Source organism: Photobacterium piscicola, assembly GCF_900166965.1.
Lineage (GTDB): Bacteria > Pseudomonadota > Gammaproteobacteria > Enterobacterales > Vibrionaceae > Photobacterium > Photobacterium piscicola.
On record NZ_FUZI01000007.1, the window covers coordinates 18,348 to 42,635 of the forward strand.

The 24,288-nt window shown below is 40.8% G+C and carries 19 protein-coding genes; 11 read left to right on the forward strand and 8 right to left on the reverse strand.

The features are described 5' to 3' along the window. The first annotated feature begins 13 nt into the window (after positions 1–13). From CZ809_RS15875 to CZ809_RS15885, 3 genes are all read left to right on the forward strand, one after another. Positions 14–2,875 carry a valine--tRNA ligase gene (locus CZ809_RS15875; RefSeq protein WP_080158547.1) on the forward strand — a complete coding sequence of 954 codons (2,862 nt, stop codon included), beginning with the start codon at positions 14–16 and terminating at the stop codon, positions 2,873–2,875. A 215-nt stretch (positions 2,876–3,090) separates the two neighbouring features. Beyond that, positions 3,091–3,504 (forward strand): DUF2061 domain-containing protein, encoded by a 414-nt coding sequence (locus CZ809_RS15880; protein ID WP_080158548.1) that lies wholly within the window; start codon positions 3,091–3,093, stop codon positions 3,502–3,504. Between the two features lie 83 nt (positions 3,505–3,587). Beyond that, positions 3,588–4,493 carry a bifunctional helix-turn-helix transcriptional regulator/GNAT family N-acetyltransferase gene (locus CZ809_RS15885; RefSeq protein ID WP_080158549.1) on the forward strand — a complete coding sequence of 302 codons (906 nt, stop codon included), beginning with the start codon at positions 3,588–3,590 and terminating at the stop codon, positions 4,491–4,493. Positions 4,494–4,549: 56 nt separating this feature from the next. Here CZ809_RS15885 and CZ809_RS15890 read toward each other — a convergent pair whose 3' ends face one another. Together CZ809_RS15890 and rraB are read right to left on the reverse strand one after the other, a co-directional pair. Beyond that, positions 4,550–6,985, reverse strand: coding sequence for a beta-mannosidase (locus CZ809_RS15890; protein ID WP_080158550.1), 2,436 nt, complete (start codon positions 6,983–6,985; stop codon positions 4,550–4,552). 202 nt (positions 6,986–7,187) lie between these two features. Beyond that, a complete protein-coding gene (gene rraB / locus CZ809_RS15895) occupies positions 7,188–7,586 on the reverse strand; it encodes a ribonuclease E inhibitor RraB (protein ID WP_080158551.1) in 399 nt (132 codons plus the stop codon). Positions 7,587–8,127: 541 nt separating this feature from the next. Between rraB and CZ809_RS15900 the strand changes: the two genes are divergently transcribed. The 8 genes from CZ809_RS15900 (at position 8,128) to CZ809_RS15935 (ending at position 16,798) form a co-directional block, all read left to right on the forward strand. After that, a complete protein-coding gene (locus tag CZ809_RS15900) occupies positions 8,128–9,576 on the forward strand; it encodes a YfcC family protein (RefSeq protein WP_080158552.1) in 1,449 nt (482 codons plus the stop codon). 755 nt (positions 9,577–10,331) lie between these two features. Beyond that, positions 10,332–11,552 carry an arginine deiminase gene (gene arcA / locus CZ809_RS15905; RefSeq protein ID WP_080158553.1) on the forward strand — a complete coding sequence of 407 codons (1,221 nt, stop codon included), beginning with the start codon at positions 10,332–10,334 and terminating at the stop codon, positions 11,550–11,552. Between the two features lie 62 nt (positions 11,553–11,614). Further along, positions 11,615–12,529, forward strand: coding sequence for a carbamate kinase (gene arcC / locus CZ809_RS15910; protein WP_080158554.1), 915 nt, complete (start codon positions 11,615–11,617; stop codon positions 12,527–12,529). 125 nt (positions 12,530–12,654) lie between these two features. Beyond that, positions 12,655–13,665: an ornithine carbamoyltransferase gene (locus tag CZ809_RS15915; RefSeq protein WP_080158555.1), complete on the forward strand. Its 1,011-nt coding sequence runs from the start codon at positions 12,655–12,657 to the stop codon at positions 13,663–13,665. 430 nt (positions 13,666–14,095) lie between these two features. Then, positions 14,096–15,025 (forward strand): aspartate carbamoyltransferase, encoded by a 930-nt coding sequence (pyrB, locus tag CZ809_RS15920; RefSeq protein ID WP_080158556.1) that lies wholly within the window; start codon positions 14,096–14,098, stop codon positions 15,023–15,025. 15 nt (positions 15,026–15,040) lie between these two features. Beyond that, a complete protein-coding gene (gene pyrI, locus CZ809_RS15925) occupies positions 15,041–15,508 on the forward strand; it encodes an aspartate carbamoyltransferase regulatory subunit (RefSeq protein WP_080158557.1) in 468 nt (155 codons plus the stop codon). A 307-nt stretch (positions 15,509–15,815) separates the two neighbouring features. Beyond that, positions 15,816–16,301, forward strand: coding sequence for an arginine repressor (locus CZ809_RS15930; RefSeq protein ID WP_080158558.1), 486 nt, complete (start codon positions 15,816–15,818; stop codon positions 16,299–16,301). Between the two features lie 110 nt (positions 16,302–16,411). Beyond that, positions 16,412–16,798, forward strand: a complete 387-nt coding sequence (locus CZ809_RS15935; RefSeq protein WP_080158559.1) for a Rid family detoxifying hydrolase — start codon at positions 16,412–16,414, stop codon at positions 16,796–16,798. Positions 16,799–16,853: 55 nt separating this feature from the next. Here the strand turns inward: CZ809_RS15935 and idi are convergent, their stop codons facing one another. The 6 genes from idi to cpdA form a co-directional block, all read right to left on the reverse strand. Continuing rightward, complete coding sequence (idi, locus tag CZ809_RS15940) at positions 16,854–17,387, reverse strand: isopentenyl-diphosphate Delta-isomerase (RefSeq protein ID WP_080158560.1); 534 nt, start codon at positions 17,385–17,387, stop codon at positions 16,854–16,856. A gap of 149 nt (positions 17,388–17,536) precedes the next feature. Beyond that, on the reverse strand, positions 17,537–18,262 hold the full coding sequence (locus CZ809_RS15945; protein WP_080158561.1) for a 1-acylglycerol-3-phosphate O-acyltransferase: 726 nt from the start codon (positions 18,260–18,262) through the stop codon (positions 17,537–17,539). Between the two features lie 164 nt (positions 18,263–18,426). Continuing rightward, positions 18,427–20,706 (reverse strand): DNA topoisomerase IV subunit A, encoded by a 2,280-nt coding sequence (gene parC / locus CZ809_RS15950; RefSeq protein ID WP_080158562.1) that lies wholly within the window; start codon positions 20,704–20,706, stop codon positions 18,427–18,429. A gap of 80 nt (positions 20,707–20,786) precedes the next feature. Beyond that, positions 20,787–22,670 carry a DNA topoisomerase IV subunit B gene (gene parE / locus CZ809_RS15955; RefSeq protein ID WP_080158563.1) on the reverse strand — a complete coding sequence of 628 codons (1,884 nt, stop codon included), beginning with the start codon at positions 22,668–22,670 and terminating at the stop codon, positions 20,787–20,789. 215 nt (positions 22,671–22,885) lie between these two features. Next, a complete protein-coding gene (gene yqiA / locus CZ809_RS15960; protein ID WP_080158564.1) occupies positions 22,886–23,464 on the reverse strand; it encodes an esterase YqiA in 579 nt (192 codons plus the stop codon). After that, positions 23,464–24,288, reverse strand: coding sequence for a 3',5'-cyclic-AMP phosphodiesterase (gene cpdA / locus CZ809_RS15965; RefSeq protein WP_080158565.1), 825 nt, complete (start codon positions 24,286–24,288; stop codon positions 23,464–23,466). Before cpdA ends, yqiA begins: the two co-directional genes overlap by 1 nt.

The window sequence follows — 24,288 nt, forward strand, 5'->3', positions numbered from 1 at the left end:
TTCTAAGAGCGCTATGGAAAAGACATACAACCCACAATCAATTGAACAAGCGCTTTATCAGCGCTGGGAAGAGGCTGGTTACTTTAAGCCTCATGGTGATACATCTAAAGATGCTTACAGCATTATGATCCCGCCACCAAACGTCACAGGCAGCCTACACATGGGCCACGCGTTCCAGGATACCATTATGGATACCCTGATCCGTTGTGAGCGTATGAAAGGTAAAAACACCCTATGGCAGGTTGGTACTGACCACGCAGGTATTGCTACCCAAATGGTTGTGGAGCGTAAGATCGCTGCTGAAGAAGGCAAAACTAAACATGACTACGGTCGTGATGCTTTCATCGATAAGATCTGGGAATGGAAAAACGAATCTGGTGGCACTATCACCAAACAGCTTCGTCGCCTTGGCGCATCTGTAGACTGGGATCGTGAGCGCTTCACGATGGATGATGGTCTATCAAATGCAGTTCAAGAAGTTTTCGTTCGCCTTTACCAAGAAGATCTACTTTACCGTGGTAAGCGTCTGGTTAACTGGGATCCAAAACTACACACAGCAATCTCTGACATCGAAGTTGAAAACAAAGATGTTAAAGGTCACATGTGGCACTTCCGTTACCCACTTGCTGATGGCGTACAAACAGCAGATGGTAAAGGCTACATTGTGGTAGCAACAACCCGTCCAGAAACCATGCTGGGTGATACAGGTGTTGCGGTAAACCCTGAAGATCCACGTTATAAAGATCTGATCGGCAAAGAAATCATTCTACCTATCGTTGGCCGTCGCATCCCTATTTTAGGTGATGAGCATGCGGACATGGATAAAGGTACGGGTTGTGTAAAAATCACCCCAGCACACGATTTCAACGACTACGAAGTAGGCAAGCGTCATAGCCTACCGATGATCAACATCCTAACCTTTAATGCTGATATTCGTGATGCGGCTGAAGTCTTCACCACTAACGGCGAAGAAAGTGATGTTTACAGCACTGAAATCCCTGCGAAATACCAAGGTATGGAGCGTTTTGCAGCCCGTAAAGCTATCGTTGCTGAATTTGACGAGCTCGGCCTGTTAGAAGAAATTAAAGATCATGATCTAACCATTCCTTATGGCGATCGTGGTGGCGTGGTTATTGAACCAATGCTAACAGCACAATGGTATGTTCGCGCAGCACCATTAGCGGAACCTGCGATTAAAGCCGTTGAAAATGGCGATATCCAATTTGTTCCTAAGCAGTACGAAAACATGTACTACTCATGGATGCGTGACATTCAAGATTGGTGTATTTCACGTCAGTTGTGGTGGGGTCACCGTATTCCAGCTTGGTACGATAACGACGGTAATGTTTATGTTGGTCGTAACGAAGCTGAAGTACGTGAAAAACATAACCTTGCTCCAGTTGTGGTACTAAACCAAGACAACGACGTACTTGATACATGGTTCTCTTCAGCACTATGGACATTTGGTACTCAGGGCTGGCCAGAAAACACCGCTGATCTTCAAACCTTCCACCCATCTGATGTGTTGGTAACTGGTTTTGATATCATCTTCTTCTGGGTTGCACGTATGATCATGATGACCATGCACTTCTGTAAAGATGAAGACGGCAAAGCACAAGTACCATTTAAAACTGTTTACGTAACCGGTCTTATCCGTGACGAAAACGGCGATAAAATGTCTAAGTCTAAGGGTAACGTAATCGACCCTATCGACATGATCGACGGTATTGATCTTGAGTCTCTAGTAGAGAAGCGTTGTGGCAACATGATGCAACCACAACTTGCAGCAAAGATTGAAAAAGCCACTCGTAAGACATTTGAAACAGGTATTGAACCATACGGTACCGATGCGCTACGTTTCACTCTTGCTGCTATGGCCTCTACTGGCCGTGACATCAACTGGGACATGAAGCGTCTTGAAGGTTACCGTAACTTCTGTAACAAGCTATGGAACGCAAGCCGTTACGTACTGATGAACACAGAAGATCAAGATTGTGGTTTCGCAGCAGGTAGCGAGCTTGAATACTCAGTTGCTGATAAGTGGATTGAATCACAATTCCAACTAGCGGCAAAAGAATTCAATACCCATATTGATAACTTCCGTCTCGACATGGCAGCAGGTGTACTTTATGAGTTCATCTGGAACCAATTCTGTGACTGGTACTTAGAGCTAACAAAACCTGTTCTATGGAAAGGCACTGAAGCACAACAACGTGCAACGCGTCATACGCTAATCACAGTACTTGAGAAGACATTACGTCTTGCGCACCCAGTTCTTCCTTACATCACTGAATCAATCTGGCAGAGCGTTAAGCCGCTGGTTGACGGTGTTGAAGGTGAAACTATCATGAACCAGGCATTGCCTCAGTTTGATGAAGCGCAATTTGATCAAGCAGCAATCACTGACATTGAGTTTGTTAAAGCGTTTATCACGAGTATTCGTAACCTACGTGCTGAATATGATATCGCGCCAAGCAAGCCATTATCAGTCATGCTAAAAGTCGCTGATGCTGCTGATGCAACACGCGTTGAAGCCAACCTTACTGTACTGAAATCTCTAGCAAAACTAGAAGAAGTGAAAGTATTGGCTGACGGTGAAGCAACCCCAGCTTGTGCAACAGCACTTGTGGGTAAATCTGAATTGATGATCCCAATGGCGGGTCTGATCGATAAAGACGCTGAACTAGCACGTTTAGATAAAGAAATCGCGAAAATGGAAGGCGAAATCAAACGCACTTCTGGCAAGCTAAGCAACGAAGGTTTTGTTGCTAAAGCGCCTGAAATCGTGATCACTAAAGAGCGTGAAAAGCTAGCGGGTTACGAAGAAACACTGGTTAAACTGACTGAGCAAAAAGCAACGATTGCTGCGCTATAAGTTATTGTTTACTTACTAAATAAAAAACCGACGCTTTGACGTCGGTTTTTTTATTTCCCTCAACTGCACAATTCCCCCTTCATTTTAAAAACACGGCTCGCTTAGAAATACGGGCAAATGATAGCTTTTATCTATTGGTGATATATAAAATACCAAATTTACCTATTGAAATAGGTTTGTAATACTCATTACATCAAATTAATGAGATTGACCTTATGAAAAAGACCCTCAGTTTTGCCATTATCCATTTTACCGTTGCTTTTAGTGTGGCATTCCTATTAACGGGCAATCTTTTGATCGGTGGCCTGATTGCTTTAATAGAACCCATGGTTAATACCGTTGCCTTCTACTTCCACGAAAAAGTATGGCAAACTAAAAAGCTCATTCAAACCCAATATGCTTCTCCAAGTAAAAAGACAATCAGTTTCGCTATATTGCATTTTAGTGTCGCTTTTACAGTGGTGTATTTATTAACGGGAGATATTCTTATTGGTAGCACCATGGCAATGATCGAGCCAACAATCAATACCTTGGCTTATTATCTGCACGAACGAGTATGGCAAAAAAAGCAGCATCATCAAAATGCGCCTCAGCAATTAATGTCAATGATGGTGTGTTTGCATCATTAATATCATAATAAGATCCTTATCACTGTTTTTGTTGTTAACCGCAACTATTATTTAGTTGCGGTTAACAACAACAAGGATATGTTATGCAACCTCAACAATTACGCCAACTTTCTCGACACTTAGTACGCCAACTAGGCATGCTTAATAACCAATGTGGTACCTTTGCATTAACCCCAGTGCAAGCTCATACCTTAATTGAACTAGAACAAGGTCCATGTAGCGTTAATCAAATGGCGATACTTTTAAAAGTTGATAAATCAAATGCCAGTCGTAATCTCGCGATGCTACTGAATCAAGATTTAATCACCACGATCTCTCATCCAACCGATCGTCGTAGCCAATTATCACAACTAACAACAACAGGGCAGCAAGTACTACAACAACTACATCATCAACTTAATCTCAATAGCCAGCAGATTTTAGAACAACTTGATGATGATGAAATACAGTGTTTAGCGAAAAGTTTACATCGTTACTCTCGTGCAATCACAGCGACAGAACAACAACAACAGTATAATGTTCGTAGTATTACGCCATTAGATAACGCTGCCATTGCAACAATTATTCGTAACGTATCAATGGAATATGGTCTTACAAGTGATAAAGGCTATGGTTTTAGTGATCCAACCCTCGATAATATGGCAGAAATATACCAGCCCGAGATGAACCATTATTGGGTTATAGAAAAAGACCATCATATTTTAGGTGGTGGCGGTATAGCGGCACTTGCAGGTCAAGATGGTTGGTGTGAATTGCAGAAAATGTATTTCTTACCAGAACTGCGAGGAAAGGGATTTGCAAGAAAAATAGCTGTACAAGCATTAAAATTTGCACGTCAACAAGGCTATAAAGGCTGTTATCTAGAAACAACTGCAGTGCTTAAAGAAGCGGTAGATTTATATCTATCTCTAGGCTTTGTTGAAATACCGCAACGAATGGGTAACACCGGCCATGGTGGCTGCGAAATTAAAATGATCAAAACATTCTAAAAGTACCCCTGCTTGTTAATGCTATTCAATAACAGGCAGGGGTAATTTCACTGTGACTAATAACTTTGTTTTAGATGGTAGACACGTAACCCTTGCGCCACTTCATCATAGCTTGCTGAGCCAATGTATTTAATTTGACGCTGGTGTTCCGGTACCAGAGTGAAACTGGAGTCTTCAAATCGACCTTCACCCTCAAATTCCAAATGCACAAAGAAAGCGGGCTTACTGCTACTTAGCATTACCACGATATCATTATTGTGCTCTGCAACTTCAAACCGTAAATCAGGACAAGCTAACTCACAGTATTTAGGCCGCGCTGGAAACCACGTGTTTTCAATTAATTGTTGGCCACTATGTAAATGTACATGGAAAAAACCGTCTTGTTCATGGCCGTCTAAATCTTCATTTAGCCATTCCCATACCACTTTGGTTGAGTCGGCTTCTAAATATTGAGAAATGGGCTCACGATAAAGAATTTCCCCTTCCCAACTTTGCCATACCACTTCGCCTTTTAACTCGGTATTTTTACGGCCATCATTAACGAGGTGTAATTTAAGCCCTTGTTGATCACGAGTAAACGTGGCGATTTGCGGCGCAAAGAAGCGCCGCGCATGGTAATGCAATTGTTTCCAACGGCCGCTGTATTCTAATGATGACCATGAGCTCACAGGCCAGCAATCATTTAATTGCCAAAACAACATTCCACGGTTAATCGGTTTTTGAGTACGCCAATATTCAGCCGCTGTTTTCACCGCCAATGCCTGTTGCACTTGCGATAAATACAGCATATTGACAAAACCATTTGGAAACCGGAAATAGCGGGTAAACATCTCGGTAATAACCGAATTACCATGGCTACTTTTCTGATGATTTTCAAAACTTGGCGAGCTTATATTCCAATCTTGCTCAGGTAAGAAACTCTTTACCGTTGGCAATGATGGCCAAGATTGAAATCCAAATTCCGAGCAAAAACGTGGCGTTACTTGCAAATAAGTATCAAACTCTTTACCGCTATCCCACACATCCCAACAGTGCATGTCACCCCGTAGAGGATCATGGTGCCATGTATCGATAATATCTAATTCACCATTACATGGTGAACTCGCCCAAAAACGACGTGATGGATCTTCACGTTCAACCACCTCAGCTAAGGTACGATTGAGACGATCATAATTAAGCAGATGCTTCTCACGATATTGACGCGATTCAGGATCACGATTAATCGCCCCTAACACTTCATTATCACCGCACCACAACGCTAAACTTGGATGATCTTTTAAACGTCGAACTTGATATTCAACTTCTTGTTCAACTTCTGCAATAAAATCAGGGGTTGATGGGTACAGCGCATTAGCAAACATCAAATCTTGCCAAACAAGCAGCCCCAATTCATCACAGATATTATAAAAAATGTCTTTTTCATACATGCCACCGCCCCACACTCGAAGCATGTTCATGTTGGCCGCTGCGGCATCAGTTAATAAACTACGGTAACGCTGTTCACTCATTCGCGCAGGCATCGCATCCAGAGGGATCCAATTTGCACCACGAGCTGAAATCGGCACATCATTGACCATCACCACCATACTTTGGCCGTGATCATCATCTTCAGTAACTAATTCTAACTTGCGTAAGCCAATTTGCTTGGTAATAGCAACCCCATCAGCTTCTAAAGCTAATTTATATAACCGTTGCTTACCGTAGCCTGCAGGCCACCAATGACGGGGATTATCAATACGGAAAATAACACTGGCTTTGGTTGCTTCACGATCAAGCGTTAGACAAAAGGTTTGTCCATCAAAAGTAACCGACGCATTAGCCAGTCCTTTTTCAGAGACAACTTCATAATGTAAAGTGACCGCTAACTCACACTCTTGTTGGTGCCATTTCTGCTTGGTTGCTAAATGGCTAATGCGTACATGCTCAATCGGCTGCAGTACAATATCGCCATAAACACCCAATACAGATAAACAAATACTCCAATCCCAACCACTGTGAAATTGAGGTTTACGCAACGTATTCATGAATGGAATTTGATTATTCCCTTCTGCCCACGGTACTGGGAATGGTAGTTTATCTGCACGACTTTTAGCTTCTAAATCCGCACGATGTAGCACAATTTCAATACGGTTAGTACCGACTTGCAAACAGCTTAATACATCCACCTTATGGCGCATGAACATATTTGTAAAATCAGCAACGGTATGACCATTAATGCGAATCTCAGCTACCGTATCAAGCTGATTTAATACCAAGTCCATGGCATTACACGTCATTTGTTCGGCCGTTAATTCAAAGTGGCGGCTGACAATCCAGTCGCACTCACCGACCCACTGAACTTTTTTTTCATTGGTTGCCCAATATGGATCAGGGATCTCTTCGGCTGCATATAATGCCGAATGAACATCACCCGGCAAATCAATATGAAGGTCTTGAATTGCAGGACGTTGAATACACGCAAGCAACCACTGGCCATTAAGTGAGATTGTCATCAATCACTCCAATACTGAAGCTATTCAGTATGATTTAAATTTGTGAGGATAAACGGAAAGATTTACACGCGTCGTGATTACAGACAGTGATCACGGGTAAATTTCTATCATATCGTGAATATCAAAATTTGATATCACCGCCAAAAAGTAGAAAAAGCCAGCAAAATGCCGGCTTTTTAGAACAGAGTGGTATTATGACGACTTATTCTTCGTCTTCGCTCTCTTCTTCATCATCTTCGTCAGATTCGAAGTAGGTACCCCAACCGTCATAATCAATGCTGTGTTTTTCAGCTAGTTTGATGAGCTTTTCAGCTTGCTCATCAATAAGATCAGCATTTAGAGCTGACTCCATAACTGCATCAAAACATACAACCTTGCCACCGCCATCTTCAGGATCAAGCTCTAGCTCTTCTGCTTCTAAAACATTAAAACCAAGTTTAAATGCTTCAACCGCTGCAGCTTCTAGTTCTTCAAATGTGTCTGCAGAGAAGTGGTGCTCAATAGTGTAAAGCGCCTCTGGCTCACTGCCATCTTCAAGTAGTGCGGCGATAATTTCGCGCGTTTCTTCTTTTTGCTCTGCAATCAATTCTGCGTAAGACATGGTATCACTCCACCTATGGAATAAATTTGCTGGCAAATATCGCATGGTTTGCACTCAATTACCATATGTTACGCATCCCCCAAGCCTAAATTGATCTTAATCAAGCGTTGATGAATTAACGTTAAACCACTAAATACTCATTGTAATGCATAATATTCCATGCTTATTTCAACATTCATTCAACAATAGCCGCAGCATCAGCCCTTATCCGCCTTTCGTATATTTATTATTCGCATAGCCACCCATTTTTTTTACACTAATATCCCTCATCGAAAAATCATGCCCTGATGCATTAATATTGATGCAAAAAAACTGTGAACAATCGTTGAGTTAGTAACTATATTCCGCTTTAGAATCATAAGGCCCCAAGACCAAATGAGATTGTTTATTAGCGACTTACACCTTATATACTCAGCAACACCCGTTTTGAATAAATTACGTTTATTGTTTGTTCCCTTATTTATCCATAAGTGCTTCTTTATCACTCATGCAGACAAACACACCTTATGGTTATCATTAACCGACGGTGCAGGAGATAACCATGACGACACATACAGAAATTAAACCCGAAAAGAAAAGCTTTTTTTCTCAATTAAAATTCCCATCGGCCTACACCATTTTATTTACGCTTATTGCTTTAGTTGCCGCGCTGACATGGGTTGTACCAGCTGGTCAATATGATCGTGAAATGAATGTAGATCTTGGTAAAGAAGTCCCAATTACTGGTACCTATAAACCCGTTGAGAGCAATCCTCAGGGCGTTATTGATGTCTTACTTGCTCCTATAGATGGCTTCTATAACCATGAGTCTTATGAAGCTGCAGCTATTGATGTGTCACTGTTCATTCTCATTATCGGTGGCTTTTTAGGGTTAGTGACAAAAACAGGAGCCATTGATGCAGGTATTGAGCGCGTCACGGCCCGCCTGCATGGTAAAGAAGAATTAATGATCCCGATTCTGATGGGTCTGTTTGCCGCTGGCGGCACCATTTATGGTATGGCAGAAGAATCATTACCTTTTTATACCTTATTAGTTCCGGTAATGATGGCGGCACGGTTTGATCCTCTTGTCGCTGCGGCAACTGTATTACTGGGGGCTGGCATTGGAACATTGGGCTCGACGATAAACCCATTTGCAACAGTTATTGCTTCTAATGCGGCAGGCATACCGTTCACTGATGGCATTATGTTACGGATTATTATTCTAACGGTTGGCTGGTTAATCTGTGTTGGTTACGTCATGCGCTATGCAAAAATGGTGCGCGAAGATAAAACAAAATCAATTGTATATGACCAATATGAACAAAATAAAGCGCATTTTTTAAGTAATCAATCTGACCAAATGCTGGAATTCACCACCACCCGTAAAATTATTCTGGCGATTTTTGGACTCTCGTTTGCAGTAATGATTTACGGCGTTGCTGTTGCTGGTTGGTGGATGCCACAAATATCCGCCATGTTCCTTGGTGCCTCGATTCTGATTGGCTTTGTATCACGAATGAGCGAGGAAGATTTTTCAACCAGCTTTATTGATGGTGCACGAGATCTGCTTGGCGTGGCGTTAATTATCGGTATTGCGCGTGGTATTGTGGTGATCATGGATCGCGGCATGATCACAGATACCATTCTAAACTCAGCCGAGCACATCGTCACCGGCCTCTCAGCGGTGGTATTTATCAATGTGATGTATATATTAGAAATACTACTGTCATTTTTAGTGCCATCAACTTCAGGGTTGGCAGTACTCACCATGCCGATTATGGCGCCATTGGCTGATTTTTCAGGGGTCGGACGAGAGCTCGTTGTAACGGCTTACCAATCTGCGTCAGGTGTAGTGAATTTAGTTACTCCTACGTCTGCTGTAGTAATGGGAGGACTCGCAATTGCGCGTGTTCCTTATGTTCGATGGTTAAAATGGGTCGCACCATTATTAGGTATTATTATTGTATTTACGATGGTGGTATTAAGTATTGGCGTAATATTAGTGTAGATCTTTAATTTACCCATTAAATCATTTTAAATAATTAAAACCGCCCTTGGGCGGTTTTTTATTTTTCAGTCTAAATAGAATTAGATTTTTTATTATCATTTAATTTATCACTATACTTGTTGTTAATATTTTTATTATTCCTTACGTCCTACTCTTATCTCTACTCTATAACTCTATAACTCTATAACTCTATAACTCTATAACTCTATAACTCTATAACTCTATAACCCTATAACTCTATAACTCTATAACCCTATAACTCTATAACCCTATAATACATATTTAAATAAAAAAAATAACATTTAACTAGTTTAATAAATAATGAATCAGCATCACAAAAAACACTTTAAAAATTAAATACCAAGCGCATAAAGACCATTATTTAAAATAGATAATCATATTGGATGAATATTATTCAACAGCATTAAAACTTATTTAAAATAATAAAATGAATAAGATTCCATATTAAAAATAAATATCAATTAAAAACAATAACATAAGATAATAATAATTCTTAAAAAAACATCAAAACCACATAATAAACCAGGCTATATTTTTATTTTTTCACTATTATTTTTTGCAAATAACCACCATAACCTAGCTAAGTTATTAATAATTAAAGTGTGATAACGGTCTTATACAAATATAGTTAACCACGTAGAATTAATTGCATAAACAACACGCAATACTTATTTAACGCTTCGTAACTTTAAACATAGCCAATCATTAACAGGCATAAATAGAGAGATACTATCATGAGTAACTTTTATGTGGGTTCTGAAATAGGTCAACTACGCCGCGTACTAATCCATCGTCCAGAGCGTGCTTTAAATAATCTTACACCATCTAATTGCCAAGATTTATTATTTGATGATGTTTTATCCGTTGAAAAAGCGGGTGAAGAACATGATGTATTTGCGAATACTTTACGCCAACAAGGTGTTGAAGTTTTATTATTGCAAACCATGTTAAGTGAAACATTAGCTATTCCTGAAGCCAAAGATTGGTTGCTATCAACGCAAATATCAAATTACCGCTTTGGTGATACCTTTGCGAATGACATTCGCTGTTTCTTAGCTGACTTACCTCACGCAGAACTCGCTTCCATTTTATTAGGCGGTTTAAGTTACGCCGAATTGCCACTGCAATCTTCTTCTATTATGCAAAGAATGCATTCACCTTGTGACTTTATTATTAAGCCATTACCTAATCATCTTTTTACCCGTGATACCTCATGTTGGGTGTATGGCGGTGTTTCTATTAACCCGATGGCTAAAGAAGCGCGTCAACGTGAAACCAACCACTTACGTGCTATTTACCGCTGGCACCCAACGTTTGCAGGCCAAGACTTCATAAAATACTTTGGCGATGAGCAAAATGCTTATGACAAATCCACTATTGAAGGCGGTGATGTTTTAGTTATAGGTAAAGGCAGCGTGTTAATCGGTATGTCAGAGCGCACCACACCACAAGGTGTTGAAGCATTAGCCGCTAGCTTATTTAAGCACGGCCAAGCCAAACAAGTGATTGCAATGGAATTACCAAAGCATCGTTCATGCATGCACCTTGACACCGTTATGACGCATATGCGTGAAGACACTTTCTCTGTTTACCCTGAAGTTATTCGTAAAGATGTCCAATGCTGGAGCCTAACTGGCGATGCTTACGGCAATGTTAAAGCTAAAGAAGAAAGTTATTTTGTTCACGCTATCGAAAAAGCTTTGGGCGTTGATCAACTTAATTTAATTACCACTGGTGGCGATAACTTTGAAGCTGAACGTGAGCAATGGAACGATGCTAACAACGTATTAACCGTCAGCCCTGGGGTAGTTATTGGTTATGAGCGTAACACTTACACCAATGAAAAATACGATAAAGCAGGCATCACCGTATTACCTATTCCTGGTGATGAACTTGGCCGCGGTCGCGGTGGTGCTCGCTGCATGAGTTGCCCAATTGAGCGTGATGGTATTTAACCCAATAACAAAGGCTGGTGCGACTACCGACCAGCCACTAATAAATACGGAGAGACACAGCGATGACTAAACAAACGGTTGTGGTTGCCCTTGGTGGCAATGCTTTATTACGCCGCGGTGAGCCTTTAGAAGCCAGCATTCAACGTCAAAACATTGCAACAGCGGCCAAAACTATCGCGGCAATTGCGCAACAATATAACGTGGTATTGGTACATGGTAACGGTCCTCAAGTCGGGTTACTGGCACTGCAAGGATTGGAATATAAAAAAGTCATGCCTTACCCATTAGACGTGCTGGGCTCTGAAACACAAGGCATGATCGGCTATATCTTAATGCAGGAATTAAAGAATTTACTGCCAGAACAAGATGTCTCTTGCATGCTGACTCAAATGCTCGTTGATCCACAAGACCCAGCCTTTGCGGATCCAACCAAGCCTATTGGTCCTGTATATCAAGAAGCTGAAGCACGTGAGTTAGCGGAGAAGTTCCAATGGACGGTAAAGGCTGACGGTCAATATTACCGCCGTGTGGTACCAAGCCCACAACCGATTGGCATCGTGGAATGTGATGCAATCGAAACCTTAATTAAACGCGATCACTTAGTCATTTGTACTGGTGGCGGTGGTATTCCCGTTAAACGTGAAAATAACAAACTGGTTGGGGTTGAAGCTGTAATTGATAAAGACATGTCAGCAGCTTATCTCGCCAAGCAATTAAACGCCGATGCCTTGCTTATTTTGACTGATGCCGATGCTGTTTATCTTGATTGGGGCAAAGCAACCCAAAAAGCCATTTCCAGCACCACACCACGTGCATTATCGCAGTACAGCTTTGATGCGGGCTCTATGGGTCCCAAGATTGAAGCTTCCTGCGAATTTATTAAGCAAGGTGGAAAATTAGTCGGTATCGGCGCATTACATGACGGCTTAGAGATTCTAAAAGGGCTTGCAGGAACAAATATTATTGCAGATAAGTAGAATAACTATTCACAAACAATAAAAAATAAGATACACATATTATTAACATTAAATATTTTTGAGTAACTCAACTATAACATAAAAGATTCAGTCGAAGAGATACTGAACCTTAAGAGGGATACATCATGGCTTTTAATCTTCGTAATCGTAACTTCCTAAAATTACTTGATTTCACTCCTCGTGAGATTCAACATTTACTTGAACTATCGGCTGAATTAAAAAAAGCAAAATACAATGGTTATGAGCAACCACGCCTTAAAGGTAAAAACATTGCGCTGATCTTTGAAAAAACCTCAACCCGTACGCGTTGTGCATTTGAAGTTGCCGCTTTTGATCAAGGCGCACAAGTTTCTTACTTAGGTCCTTCTGGCTCTCAGATTGGCCATAAAGAATCAATGAAAGACACCGCTCGTGTATTAGGTCGTATGTACGATGGCATTGAATACCGTGGTTTTGGACAAGCTATTGTTGAAGAACTTGGCGCATACGCAGGAGTGCCAGTATGGAATGGTTTAACTGATGAATTCCACCCAACGCAAATTTTAGCAGACTTCCTAACGATGCAAGAACACGGCCGCGGCAAAGCATTACATCAAATATCATTTGCTTACCTAGGTGATGCACGCAATAACATGGGTAATTCATTAATGGTTGGTGCTGCAAAAATGGGGATGGATATTCGCCTTGTCGCACCAAAAGCTTTTTGGCCTGATGCTGAACTTGTCGCTCAATGTCGTGAGATCTCCGCTGAAACAGGCGCTAAAATCACCATGACAGAAGACGTTCAAGAAGGTGTTCAAGGGTGTGATTTCCTTTATACCGATGTGTGGGTTTCTATGGGTGAAGCCAAAGAAGCATGGGCTGAACGAATCAATTTAATGCTGCCATACCAAGTCAATATGGCAATGTTAAAAGCAACGGGTAATCCACATGTGAAATTTATGCACTGTTTACCTGCTTTCCATGGTGAAGATACCACCGTTGGAAAAGAGCTTGCTCAAGCTTACCCTATGCTGTCTAAAGGGGTAGAAGTAACCGATGAAGTGATTGAATCTGACCACTCAATTGTATTTGATGAAGCAGAAAACCGTATGCATACTATTAAAGCGGTAATGGTAGCAACACTGGGTAACTAAGTGACTATCAACAATAATAATGTTTAATACCCTGCCGTTCGCTTGAACGGCAGTTGCATATTTTTGCAGACATAAAATTCAACACAAAATAAATATCTTTACTTTTCATACAAATAAGAACAGAAAACACCAAAAATTACATAACTAAAATTGCATAAAAATCCGTAGATTGAATAGTTAACGCAAACGCTTGCGCCATAAAAAATAGACGGTATAATCCTTGCAATTTGCCTAGCAAGAGATAAAAAATGAACCCTGCAATCAACTCGACATTAACTCGCAGTAATCATCCTTTGATGATGGTTTGTTATTTTATTTTTCCTATTTTTCAAAAAAAAGCCTCCTTTTAATAGGGGGCTTTTTTTTGCCTAAAATTTAGCAAACAACAACCGTATTTCAATTTAATCAAACCATCATAGGGAAAGAAGCCATGGCTAATTCGCTGTTTAAAAAGCATATTATTTCTATACCAGAGCTTAATCGTGCTGAACTAGAGCTTATTATTGATACAGCTGCGAGACTAAAAGCCGAACCTAACCCGACCTTACTTAAAAATAAAGTCGTCGCTAGTTGCTTCTTTGAACCATCGACCCGTACCCGTCTTTCTTTTGAAACCGCTATCCAACGCCTAGGTGGCACAGTGGTCGGTTTTGATTCACCAGGAAATACATCGCTGGCGAATAAAGGCGAAACATTATCTGACTCAGTGCAAGTGATTACTTCTTATGTTGATGCATTTGTTATGCGTCATCCGCAAGAAGGGGCTGCACGTTTAGCGTCTGAGTTTTCTAATGGTGTACCTGTTATCAATGGTGGCGATGGTGCAAACCAACACCCAACCCAAACCTTGTTGGATCTATTTACTATTCATGAAACCCAAGGTCGACTTGATGGTATTAATATCGCCTTCGTTGGTGATTTAAAATATGGCCGTACCGTACACTCATTAACTCAAGCATTATCAAAGTTTAATGATGTTAAATTCTTCTTTATTGCCCCTGAAGTATTGGCAATGCCGGATTATATTTGTGAAGAATTGGATGATGCAGGTATCAGTTACAGCTTGCACAACAACATGGAAGACGTCATTCCTGAGTTAGATATTCTTTACATGACTCGTGTTCAAAAAGAGCGTTTTGATGAGTCTGAATATGTGCATATGAAAGCCGCTTATATTTTAACCGCCAACATGTTAGAAAGCGCTCGTGACAACCTAAAAGTATTACATCCACTGCCACGGGTTGATGAAATCACTGTCGATGTCGATAAGACTAAATATGCTTACTTCTTCCAACAAGCAGAAAATGGTGTTTATGCGCGTCAAGCGTTACTGGCTCTTGTACTTAATGAAACTTTATAAAAAGGTGTGATGATCATGGTTAAGGAAACCCAACTAAAAGTTGAAGCAATTAAAAACGGTACTGTTATCGATCATATCCCAGCCAATATTGGTATTAAGATTCTTAAATTATTTAATATCGATGGTACAAATGAGCGTGTCACTATCGGGCTTAATTTGCCATCTTCTGCGCTAGGTGCTAAAGATCTAATTAAAATTGAAAATGTGTTTGTCACTGAAGATCAAGCCAATCAATTAGCGCTTTACGCACCAAAGGCAACGGTTAATCAAATTGAAAATTATGAAGTAGTTAAAAAGCTAAATTTATCACTACCTGAATTTATCAGTGCTATCTTCAAATGCCCAAACAGTAACTGTATATCACACGGCGAACCCGTTAACAGTGGCTTTAAAGTGCTGACTAAAAAATCAGATATTCAGCTAAAATGTAAATACTGCGAAAAAGTGTTCTCACGCCAAATCGTCACTGAATGTAATAGCTAATATTACTATTCACTCCTCTTACCCAGTAAATACACTTTCAATAACAAAGTGTAGGCGCTGGGTATGTTTTCCTCTACAAGATCACAGATTTGTTATTAATTAGCCATATTCAATAACGTTAATCAGCATCACATTGCCATTATTCACTACAATAACTCCATCTTACGTTTGTTATTTGGTGATAATGGTCATATCACCACTATATTATAATTGATACTATCCATATGAAATAATGCGCACATTGCCGCGCCGATAATTTATATCGCCAACCCATTATTGATTCATACATTGCCAAGGAGTGACTTCAATGGATATCCAACCCCCAGCAATCGATCATCATTATTGTAATGATAATATGACATCAGCATGTAAACGTTTATTACAACAACAAAGCTTTACAACGCAAGATGATATTCGGTATCAATTAATTGAATTAGGCTTTCACGATATCAGCCAATCAACAGTATCACGGCTATTACTACGCTTAGGCGTAGCGAAAGTACCCAATGCTGCGGGGAAAAAAATTTATTGCCTTACCACCGAAAATGAACCGATTAAAATTAATGCATCCATTGCATCACAAATAGAATTTGTCAGTCATAACCAACTTGTTGTGGTCATTAAAACTCACCCTGGTAGTGCACAATTAGTGGCACGATTAATTGATATGCAGCCTCATGTGGATATTTTAGGCACCATCGGTGGCAATGATACGGTGATGGTTGCACCAAAAGACATAACACGAATCAACCAATGCCTACAGGTAGTAAAACATTGCTTAGGGTTGAAATAGCGATTGATTACGATGATCATTAGTTGAATATAAGCGTTATTGCCCCCATATTAATTAACACTTAAAGGCGATTACCTGTGCCTTTTTATGATCATTAAATAGGATAAATCATGACAAAAATTCTTCATACAGAGCAAGCACCAGCAGCAATCGGTCCTTACGTACAAGGTGTTGATCTTGGTAGCATGGTGCTAACATCAGGCCAGATCCCTGTTAACCCACTAACAGGTGACGTTGCAGAAGACATTGCCGTTCAAACACGTCAATCATTAGATAACGTTAAAGCAGTTGTAGAAGCATCAGGCTTAGGCGTTGCTGATATCGTGAAGATGACTGTATTTGTTAAAGATCTAAATGATTTTGGTGCAGTAAATGAAGTTTACGGTGCATTTTTCGATGAACACAATGCGCCTTACCCTGCTCGCTCTTGTGTTGAAGTTACGCGTCTACCTAAAGATGTAAAAATTGAAATTGAAGCGATTGCTGTACGTAAATAATCGTTAAAAAAGCGATCACGAGACTGAAATTAGTGATCGCTTTTTATTATTAGAATTAAGAATAAGACTGTTCAGCCATTGCAAATACCTGCGCAAACCATGCGGTAAATAACTGCGGGGCTTGTTGTAATTGCAACTGCAACTCCGCGATAGACCACCAACGATAAGCCATCACTTCTGCAGGATTAGGCGTAAACACCAAACCGTCACCATTTGCGATCAGCACATGATCTAACTCATGCTCAATTAACTGTTGATCCAATGTCGCGTAATAACAAAAATGACCCACATCGATTAAGTGGGTTGATAACGTAATGCCCATTTCTTCTTGTAAGCGACGAATACCCGCTTGGCTAAATGACTCCCCTTGACGAGGGTGAGAACAACAAGTATTGGTCCACAAACCACCGCTATGATATTTCTCTAGTGCGCGTTGATGTAATAAATACTCACGCCCAGAGGGAGTATCACGATAAAGTAATACTGAAAACGCCAAATGCAATGTGCCATCACGGTGAGCCTGCATTTTTTCTTGTAGACCAAGTTCATGGCCTTGTTCATCTACTAATACTACATATTCTTCAGTCATGATTATCTTCTACTTTTATATCAAAATATTGCTTTTTGTTATTTATTAACAATAAAACAAAACAAGGACATGTTCATAAAACATGTCCTTGTTAATGATGCTCATGTTATATCTTTTAGCTATATTTATTAAGCTTTAAATAGATACAGTTAATGTTTATTGCGTTGAGCTACTTCTTGATCTAATTCTGCTAGCTTCACAGCCATTAGATCACGACTTTGGGTTAATAAGTTACGAACATCTTCTTTATCCAAGCCAAGCGTCGCAATCGGCTTCATTACCTCAACGATCACAAGGCCATTATCCCAACGGTTTAGTTTTACGTTATCAGTTGAACTACAAACAATGGGTACAACAGGAACTTGAGCACCGATAGCGGCATGAAAAGCGCCTGTTTTAAAAGGCAATAAACCACGTCCACGAGAGCGTGTACCTTCAGGGAACATCCATACTGAGACTTTATTTTTTTTAATTTTATCCACAACCTGACCAATAGTGCCAACCGCTTTACTGCGATTTGCACGATCAATGAGAATGTTACCTGTGATCCAGTATAATTGCCCAAACAATGGGATCCAGACTAAACTTTTTTTACCTACGGTTACTGTTCGCTGCATAATTGCACCAGAAACAGTAAATAAATCATAAGTATTTTGGTGGTTAGCAATATAAACCGCTGGACCTACTTGATCAGCACCTTCAGCATAACGGATTTCAAGTTTAATCCCGACAACCCGCGACATTTTGCTAAAAAGCCGCCCAAAAGTATAAACATGTTTAGGGTTTCGAGGGCTAAATAAGCAATAACCACAGCCAAAGACAAAGGTTACAATCGCAAAGATCGCGACCGCAATCATGCGTAAAATATAAATCATTCAAACACTCCTCAGCGTACAAGTGTGCGCCAGTATACCCACAGCAAAGAAAATTACACCTGTTATATGGATCTATAACGTTATAATTAACAACACAACCTACACACATAAATCATTAAAAAACCCTCAATAAAAAGAGGGCTTTATGGTATCTATCACCGTCATTAACTGTCGGTTAATTGATCATCGGTTGCTGTTTGCGGAGAATCAATTTCAATATCAGTCACACGTTGCAAGCCTCGTGGTAACATTGAGCCTCGACGTCCTCGCTCACCACGGAAGTTCTCAAGATCACTTGGTTTCAGACCTAACTTTCGCTTACCTGCATACAAGGTTACATGACTATCAGCTGTGATCACCATCAAATACGACAAAAACTCTTCACGGGCTTTTGCGCGTGCTGATGGAATATTAATGATCTTATTCCCCTTGCCTTTACCCAACTGTGGTAAATCTTTAATTGGGAATAATAGCATTCGACCTTCATTAGTGATGGCCATGATTTGATCATTATTAATATCAGCAATAGGCTGCGGTGGCAGCACTAAGGACTTTTCAGGTACGGTTAATAAGGCTTTACCGCTCTTATTTTTCGATACCATATCACTGCTCTTACAGATGAAACCATAGCCTGCATCGGATGCCATTAGCCATAATTGATTATCATCAGCCATCATTACCTGTCGCATATTGGTGCCAGGCGTCAGATTTAAACGACCAGTAATCGGCTCACCCTGGCTACGTGCGGATGGTAAACTATGAGACTCAAGCGCATAACTACGACCATCTGAACCTAAGAATATCGCGGGTTGATTACTCTTACCTCGCGCGTGTGCAAGGTAGTTATCACCTGATTTATAATTAAGTGTATTAGGATCAACATCATGCCCTTTCGCATGACGGATCCAGCCTTTTTCAGACAGAACAACCGTGATCACTTCACTTGGCAGTAAATCACGCTCAGTCATGGCTTTTGCTTCTGCTCGTTCAATTAATGGAGAACGACGATCATCACCATACTTTTCAGCATCAGCGATCATTTCTTTTTTAATTAAAGTATTTAAACGACGCTCAGAACCTAATAGTTTTTCAAGTTGTTCGCGTTCTTTGGCTAATTCGTCTAATTCGCCACGGATCTTAATTTCTTCAAGCTTGGCTAACTGACGCAGTTTAATTTCTAGAATTGCATCCGCTTGGGTTGTACTTAAATCAAAGCGTGACATTAATTCAGCTTTGGGATCATCTTCACTACGAATGATCTCAATCACTTCATCAATATTTAAATATGCCGCTAATAAACCTTCCAAAATATGTAAACGGGCGATCACTTTATCTAAACGATACTGCAAACGGCGACGAACAGTACTACGGCGGTACTCAAGCCATTCTTTAATAATCGTCACCAAGCCTTTAACTTGTGGACGACCATCTAAGCCCAACATATTAATGTTCGCACGAAAACTTTTTTCTAAATCTGTTGATGCAAATAAGTGGTTCATTAACTGATCGCAATCAATACGATTAGTACGCGGCACAATCACGATTCGAGTTGGGTTTTCATGATCCGATTCATCACGCAGGTCTTCAACCATTGGCAATTTTTTAGCACGCATTTGCGCCGCAATTTGCTCCAATAATTTGGCCCCTGATGTCTGATGAGGCAACGCGGTAATAACAATATCACCGTTTTCTTTATGCCAAATAGCGCGCATTTTAACGCTACCACGCCCAGTGGCGTACATCTTCTTCAAATCAGATTTTGAGGTAATGATTTCAGCTTCAGTAGGATAATCAGGACCTTGAACAAATTCCATTAATTGCTCAAGATCAGCATTAGGATTATCGATCATGTGTACCGCAGCATTAGCTACTTCACGTACGTTATGCGGGGGAATATCTGTTGCCATACCAACCGCAATACCAGTAATACCATTTAATAGAATATGAGGTAATCGTGCTGGCAACATTTTAGGCTCAAGTATAGTACCGTCAAAGTTAGGTACCCAATCGGCTGTGCCTTGGTTTATTTCAGATAATAGGATTTCTGAAAAACGCGATAAACGTGATTCAGTGTAACGCATTGCAGCAAAAGATTTGGGATCATCAGGCGCACCCCAGTTACCTTGACCGTCGACTAACGGATAACGGTAAGAGAAAGGCTGTGCCATCAGTACCATCGCTTCATAACACGCAGAATCACCGTGTGGATGGAATTTACCTAATACGTCACCAACTGTACGTGCCGATTTTTTATATTTTGCTGTTGCGTTCAAACCTAATTCAGACATCGCATAAATAATACGACGTTGTACTGGTTTTAAGCCGTCACCAATAAAAGGCAAGGCACGATCCATGATCACATACATGGAGTAATTTAAATAAGCGTCTTCAGTAAACTTTCTAAGTGGAAGCTGTTCAACGCCATCCATAGAGACATCAGTCATCGTGAGATAATCCGTCTTAAATAATGCGATTCGGCAAACATAATGTTTGCCGATTTAAAAATGATATACGTGGGGATGAATTATACTTCCGCCATATCGCCTTTACTTTGTAGCCAATGGCGACGATCTTCTGCGCGTTTTTTACCGAGCAACATATCCATCATTTCATTGGTTTCACTATCATCATCAATAGTTAATTGCACCAAACGACGGGTATTCGGATCCATAGTGGTTTCACGTAATTGCAGAGGGTTCATTTCACCCAGACCTTTAAAGCGTTGCACGTTGATCTTACCGCGTTTGCCTTTTAAACGCTCAAGAATGGCATTCTTTTCAGATTCATCCAGTGCATAAAAGACCTCTTTACCCAAATCGATACGGTAAAGGGGAGGCATAGCAATAAAGATATGCCCAGCTCGTACTAAGGCTTCAAAGTGCTTCATAAATAAGGCACACAACAACGTTGCAATGTGTAAGCCATCGGAGTCCGCATCGGCAAGCACACAGATTTTACCGTAGCGTAAACCACTCAAATCATCACTATCAGGATCAATGCCCAATGCGATTGAGATATTATGCACTTCTTCAGATCCCAACACTTGATCCGATGACACTTCCCACGTATTCAAGATCTTACCGCGTAACGGCATGATGGCTTGATACATACGATCACGGGCTTGTTTCGCAGAGCCGCCCGCCGAGTCACCTTCCACCAAGAATAATTCAGTACGATTTAAATCTTGTTGAGAACAGTCGGCTAATTTACCCGGTAATGCAGGGCCTGAAGCGATCTTTTTACGAACGACTTTTTTACTGGCTCGCATACGGCGATGGGCATTAGCAATACAAACTTCTGCCAATAATTCAGCCAGTTGTGGCCTTTCATTCAGCCACAAACTAAAGGCATCTTTTACAACACCAGAAACAAATGCCGCACATTGACGCGACGATAAACGTTCTTTAGTTTGACCTGCAAATTGTGGGTCTTGCATTTTGACGGAGAGCACGTACGCACAGCGATCCCAAATGTCATCGGCAGTCAGCTTTACACCACGCGGTAACAAATTACGGAACTCACAGAACTCCCGCATAGCATCTAGCAAGCCTTGGCGCAAACCATTAACATGCGTACCACCTTGTGCAGTTGGAATCAGGTTAACGTAACTTTCAGTAATTAATTCACCGCCTTCAGGCAACCATAATAGCGCCCAATCAGCCGCTTCTGTTGCACCACTAAAGACACCGGTAAAAGGTTCTTCAGGCAATAAAGTATAGCCTTTAACACCTTCAGCCAAATAATCTTTAAGGCCATCCTCATAGCACCAAGTAACTGTTTCATCAGTTATTTTATTGGTAAATACCACTTCTAAGCCAGGGCATAACACTGCTTTAGCTTTTAAATTACTTTTAAGACGGGTAACTGAAAATTTAGCACTATCAAAATATTTAGGATTCGGCCAAAAATGAACTTTAGTCCCTTTAGCGCGACGACCACAAGTGCCAATCACTTCTAATTCAGAGACTTTATCGCCATTTTCAAATGCGATTTGGTACACTTGACCGTCACGTTTAACCGTCACTTCAACCCGATTAGAAAGGGCGTTAACAACTGAAATACCTACCCCGTGCAAACCACCTGAAAATTGGTAGTTCTTGCCCGAAAATTTACCTCCGGCATGCAATTTACATAGAATAAGTTCAACCCCAGAAACCCCTTCTTCTGGATGGATATCTACCGGCATACCACGACCATCATCAATCACTTCTAATGATTGATCGGCATGAAGAATGACTTCAACTTTACGAGCATGTCCAGCCAAGGCTTCATCGACACTGTTATCGATAACTTCTTGACCGAGGTGGTTAGGTCTTACCGTATCGGTATACATACCCGGACGGCGGCGTACTGGCTCAAGGCCATTTAGAACCTCAATGGCTCCAGCGTTATAGCTTTGATCTGTCATATCACGGAAATTTACGGGAAAATTTTACAAACAATAGTCAGTAACCCTCGCGTTGTTGTCAAGCGAGAGTCAGCGGAAAACTCACATTCAGTGAGTGGCGCCTCTTTTTTGGCTTTATTAAAAAGGGGCGTAAACAAGCTATTCATTTATGCTAATGCACAGAACTTGATTTATAGGGTAGCCTATCTCGTTACTCAATGAACAGATAAGTCAGGTTATAACCCTAAGAATTGAATAATGGTGGCGGGAAAACGTTCAAAATCACAAAAACCATGATCACCATCAGCCTCAATTGTTAACCGACAGTGTGCATATTTTAATGCTGCTTGGCGATAATCAAGCACTTCATCACCTTGCTGTAATAATACCCATAATAATTGCGGTTGGGTAATATTGAGCACTTCAAGCGCTTTCAATTGTTCAATATGCTGAGTCTCCAATACATAGTGTTCACCACTGTATGGATTCTGTTGCGGCCCAAGAAAATCAACTAACAATTGATATGGCTTAACCGCTGGATTAACCAACACGGCAGGCAGTTGATAGCACTCACTGAGCCAGGCACTTAAATAGCCCCCCAAAGAACTTCCGACAACACCAATGGTATAGTGGTCTTGGTACTGCTCAATGAGTTGTGTAAGGTATTGGCTTGCCTCAGCAGGATAGCTTGGTAATTGAGGAGCAACAACCTTTATATCCGGTCGGTGTTCGTCACAATACGCTATCATTTGCTGGGCTTTCAATGATAATGGCGAGCTATTAAAGCCATGTAAGTAAATCAATAATGATGGCATTAGTAACCAGCTGCATCTAGTTTGGGTTTAAATTGATCACCACTAATGCGATGAACGCTGGTGATGATACGTCCATCTTTAGTCAGTTCTAAATAACGCCAACCCGGATTATTATGATCTAATGCAAAATCATCAGAATCTGGCATAAACTGAATACACGTAGATGGTGTCGCCAACACACGCACATCATGGTACATACGATCTAAATCTTGGTGAATATGACCGCACAATACCGCTTTCACTTGCGGGTGGCGATCAATCACATGCCATAAACCACTATTATTATGCAGTTGATGTTGATCAAGCCACGCACTACCCGCTTCTAGTGGATGATGGTGTAATAAAATCAAAGCATGCCGCTCAGGATAGCGGGTCAGAGCGTTCTCTAATAATAGCAATTGCTCCGCACTTAATTCACCATGCGGTACACCTTGTACTTGGCTATCGAGTAAAATCATTTGCCAATAATCACCCACTAATACCTGTTGCTGAGGCTTAATTTGCTCACTCGGTAAAATGGATTGCATTGTCGGCTGAAAATCATGATTTCCAGGTAACCAAAAACACGGTTGCGACCAACGTGAGATACCATCAGCAAAACGCTGATAAGAGTATGGCGTATGGTCTTGAGAAATATCACCCGTGGCTACAATAGCATCAAAATGGCGCGCGGCAATATCTACCCCAGCGAGCACGGCATGAAAACTTTCTTTGGTTGCCACGCCAAGCAAAGAGCCTGAACCATTGGCAAACAAATGAGTGTCAGTAATTTGCAGAAGAACCACACTTTCGGGGTTAGTCTGCGGCAGCGAATAGGTCTGCAA

Excerpts from the sequence above, each read along its gene's own strand:
- arcC (WP_080158554.1), top strand. The coding sequence starts at position 11,615 with ATGACTAAACAAACGGTTGTGGTTGCCCTTGGTGGCAATGCTTTATTA.
- CZ809_RS15935 (WP_080158559.1), top strand. The coding sequence starts at position 16,412 with ATGACAAAAATTCTTCATACAGAGCAAGCACCAGCAGCAATCGGTCCT.
- CZ809_RS15885 (WP_080158549.1), top strand. The coding sequence starts at position 3,588 with ATGCAACCTCAACAATTACGCCAACTTTCTCGACACTTAGTACGCCAA.
- CZ809_RS15945 (WP_080158561.1), bottom strand. The coding sequence starts at position 18,262 with ATGATTTATATTTTACGCATGATTGCGGTCGCGATCTTTGCGATTGTA.
- arcA (WP_080158553.1), top strand. The coding sequence starts at position 10,332 with ATGAGTAACTTTTATGTGGGTTCTGAAATAGGTCAACTACGCCGCGTA.
- idi (WP_080158560.1), bottom strand. The coding sequence starts at position 17,387 with ATGACTGAAGAATATGTAGTATTAGTAGATGAACAAGGCCATGAACTT.
- CZ809_RS15875 (WP_080158547.1), top strand. The coding sequence starts at position 14 with ATGGAAAAGACATACAACCCACAATCAATTGAACAAGCGCTTTATCAG.
- yqiA (WP_080158564.1), bottom strand. The coding sequence starts at position 23,464 with ATGCCATCATTATTGATTTACTTACATGGCTTTAATAGCTCGCCATTA.
- CZ809_RS15890 (WP_080158550.1), bottom strand. The coding sequence starts at position 6,985 with ATGACAATCTCACTTAATGGCCAGTGGTTGCTTGCGTGTATTCAACGT.
- pyrB (WP_080158556.1), top strand. The coding sequence starts at position 14,096 with ATGGCTAATTCGCTGTTTAAAAAGCATATTATTTCTATACCAGAGCTT.
- CZ809_RS15915 (WP_080158555.1), top strand. The coding sequence starts at position 12,655 with ATGGCTTTTAATCTTCGTAATCGTAACTTCCTAAAATTACTTGATTTC.
- CZ809_RS15880 (WP_080158548.1), top strand. The coding sequence starts at position 3,091 with ATGAAAAAGACCCTCAGTTTTGCCATTATCCATTTTACCGTTGCTTTT.
- parE (WP_080158563.1), bottom strand. The coding sequence starts at position 22,670 with ATGACAGATCAAAGCTATAACGCTGGAGCCATTGAGGTTCTAAATGGC.
- pyrI (WP_080158557.1), top strand. The coding sequence starts at position 15,041 with ATGGTTAAGGAAACCCAACTAAAAGTTGAAGCAATTAAAAACGGTACT.
- CZ809_RS15930 (WP_080158558.1), top strand. The coding sequence starts at position 15,816 with ATGGATATCCAACCCCCAGCAATCGATCATCATTATTGTAATGATAAT.
- parC (WP_080158562.1), bottom strand. The coding sequence starts at position 20,706 with ATGACTGATGTCTCTATGGATGGCGTTGAACAGCTTCCACTTAGAAAG.
- rraB (WP_080158551.1), bottom strand. The coding sequence starts at position 7,586 with ATGTCTTACGCAGAATTGATTGCAGAGCAAAAAGAAGAAACGCGCGAA.
- CZ809_RS15900 (WP_080158552.1), top strand. The coding sequence starts at position 8,128 with ATGACGACACATACAGAAATTAAACCCGAAAAGAAAAGCTTTTTTTCT.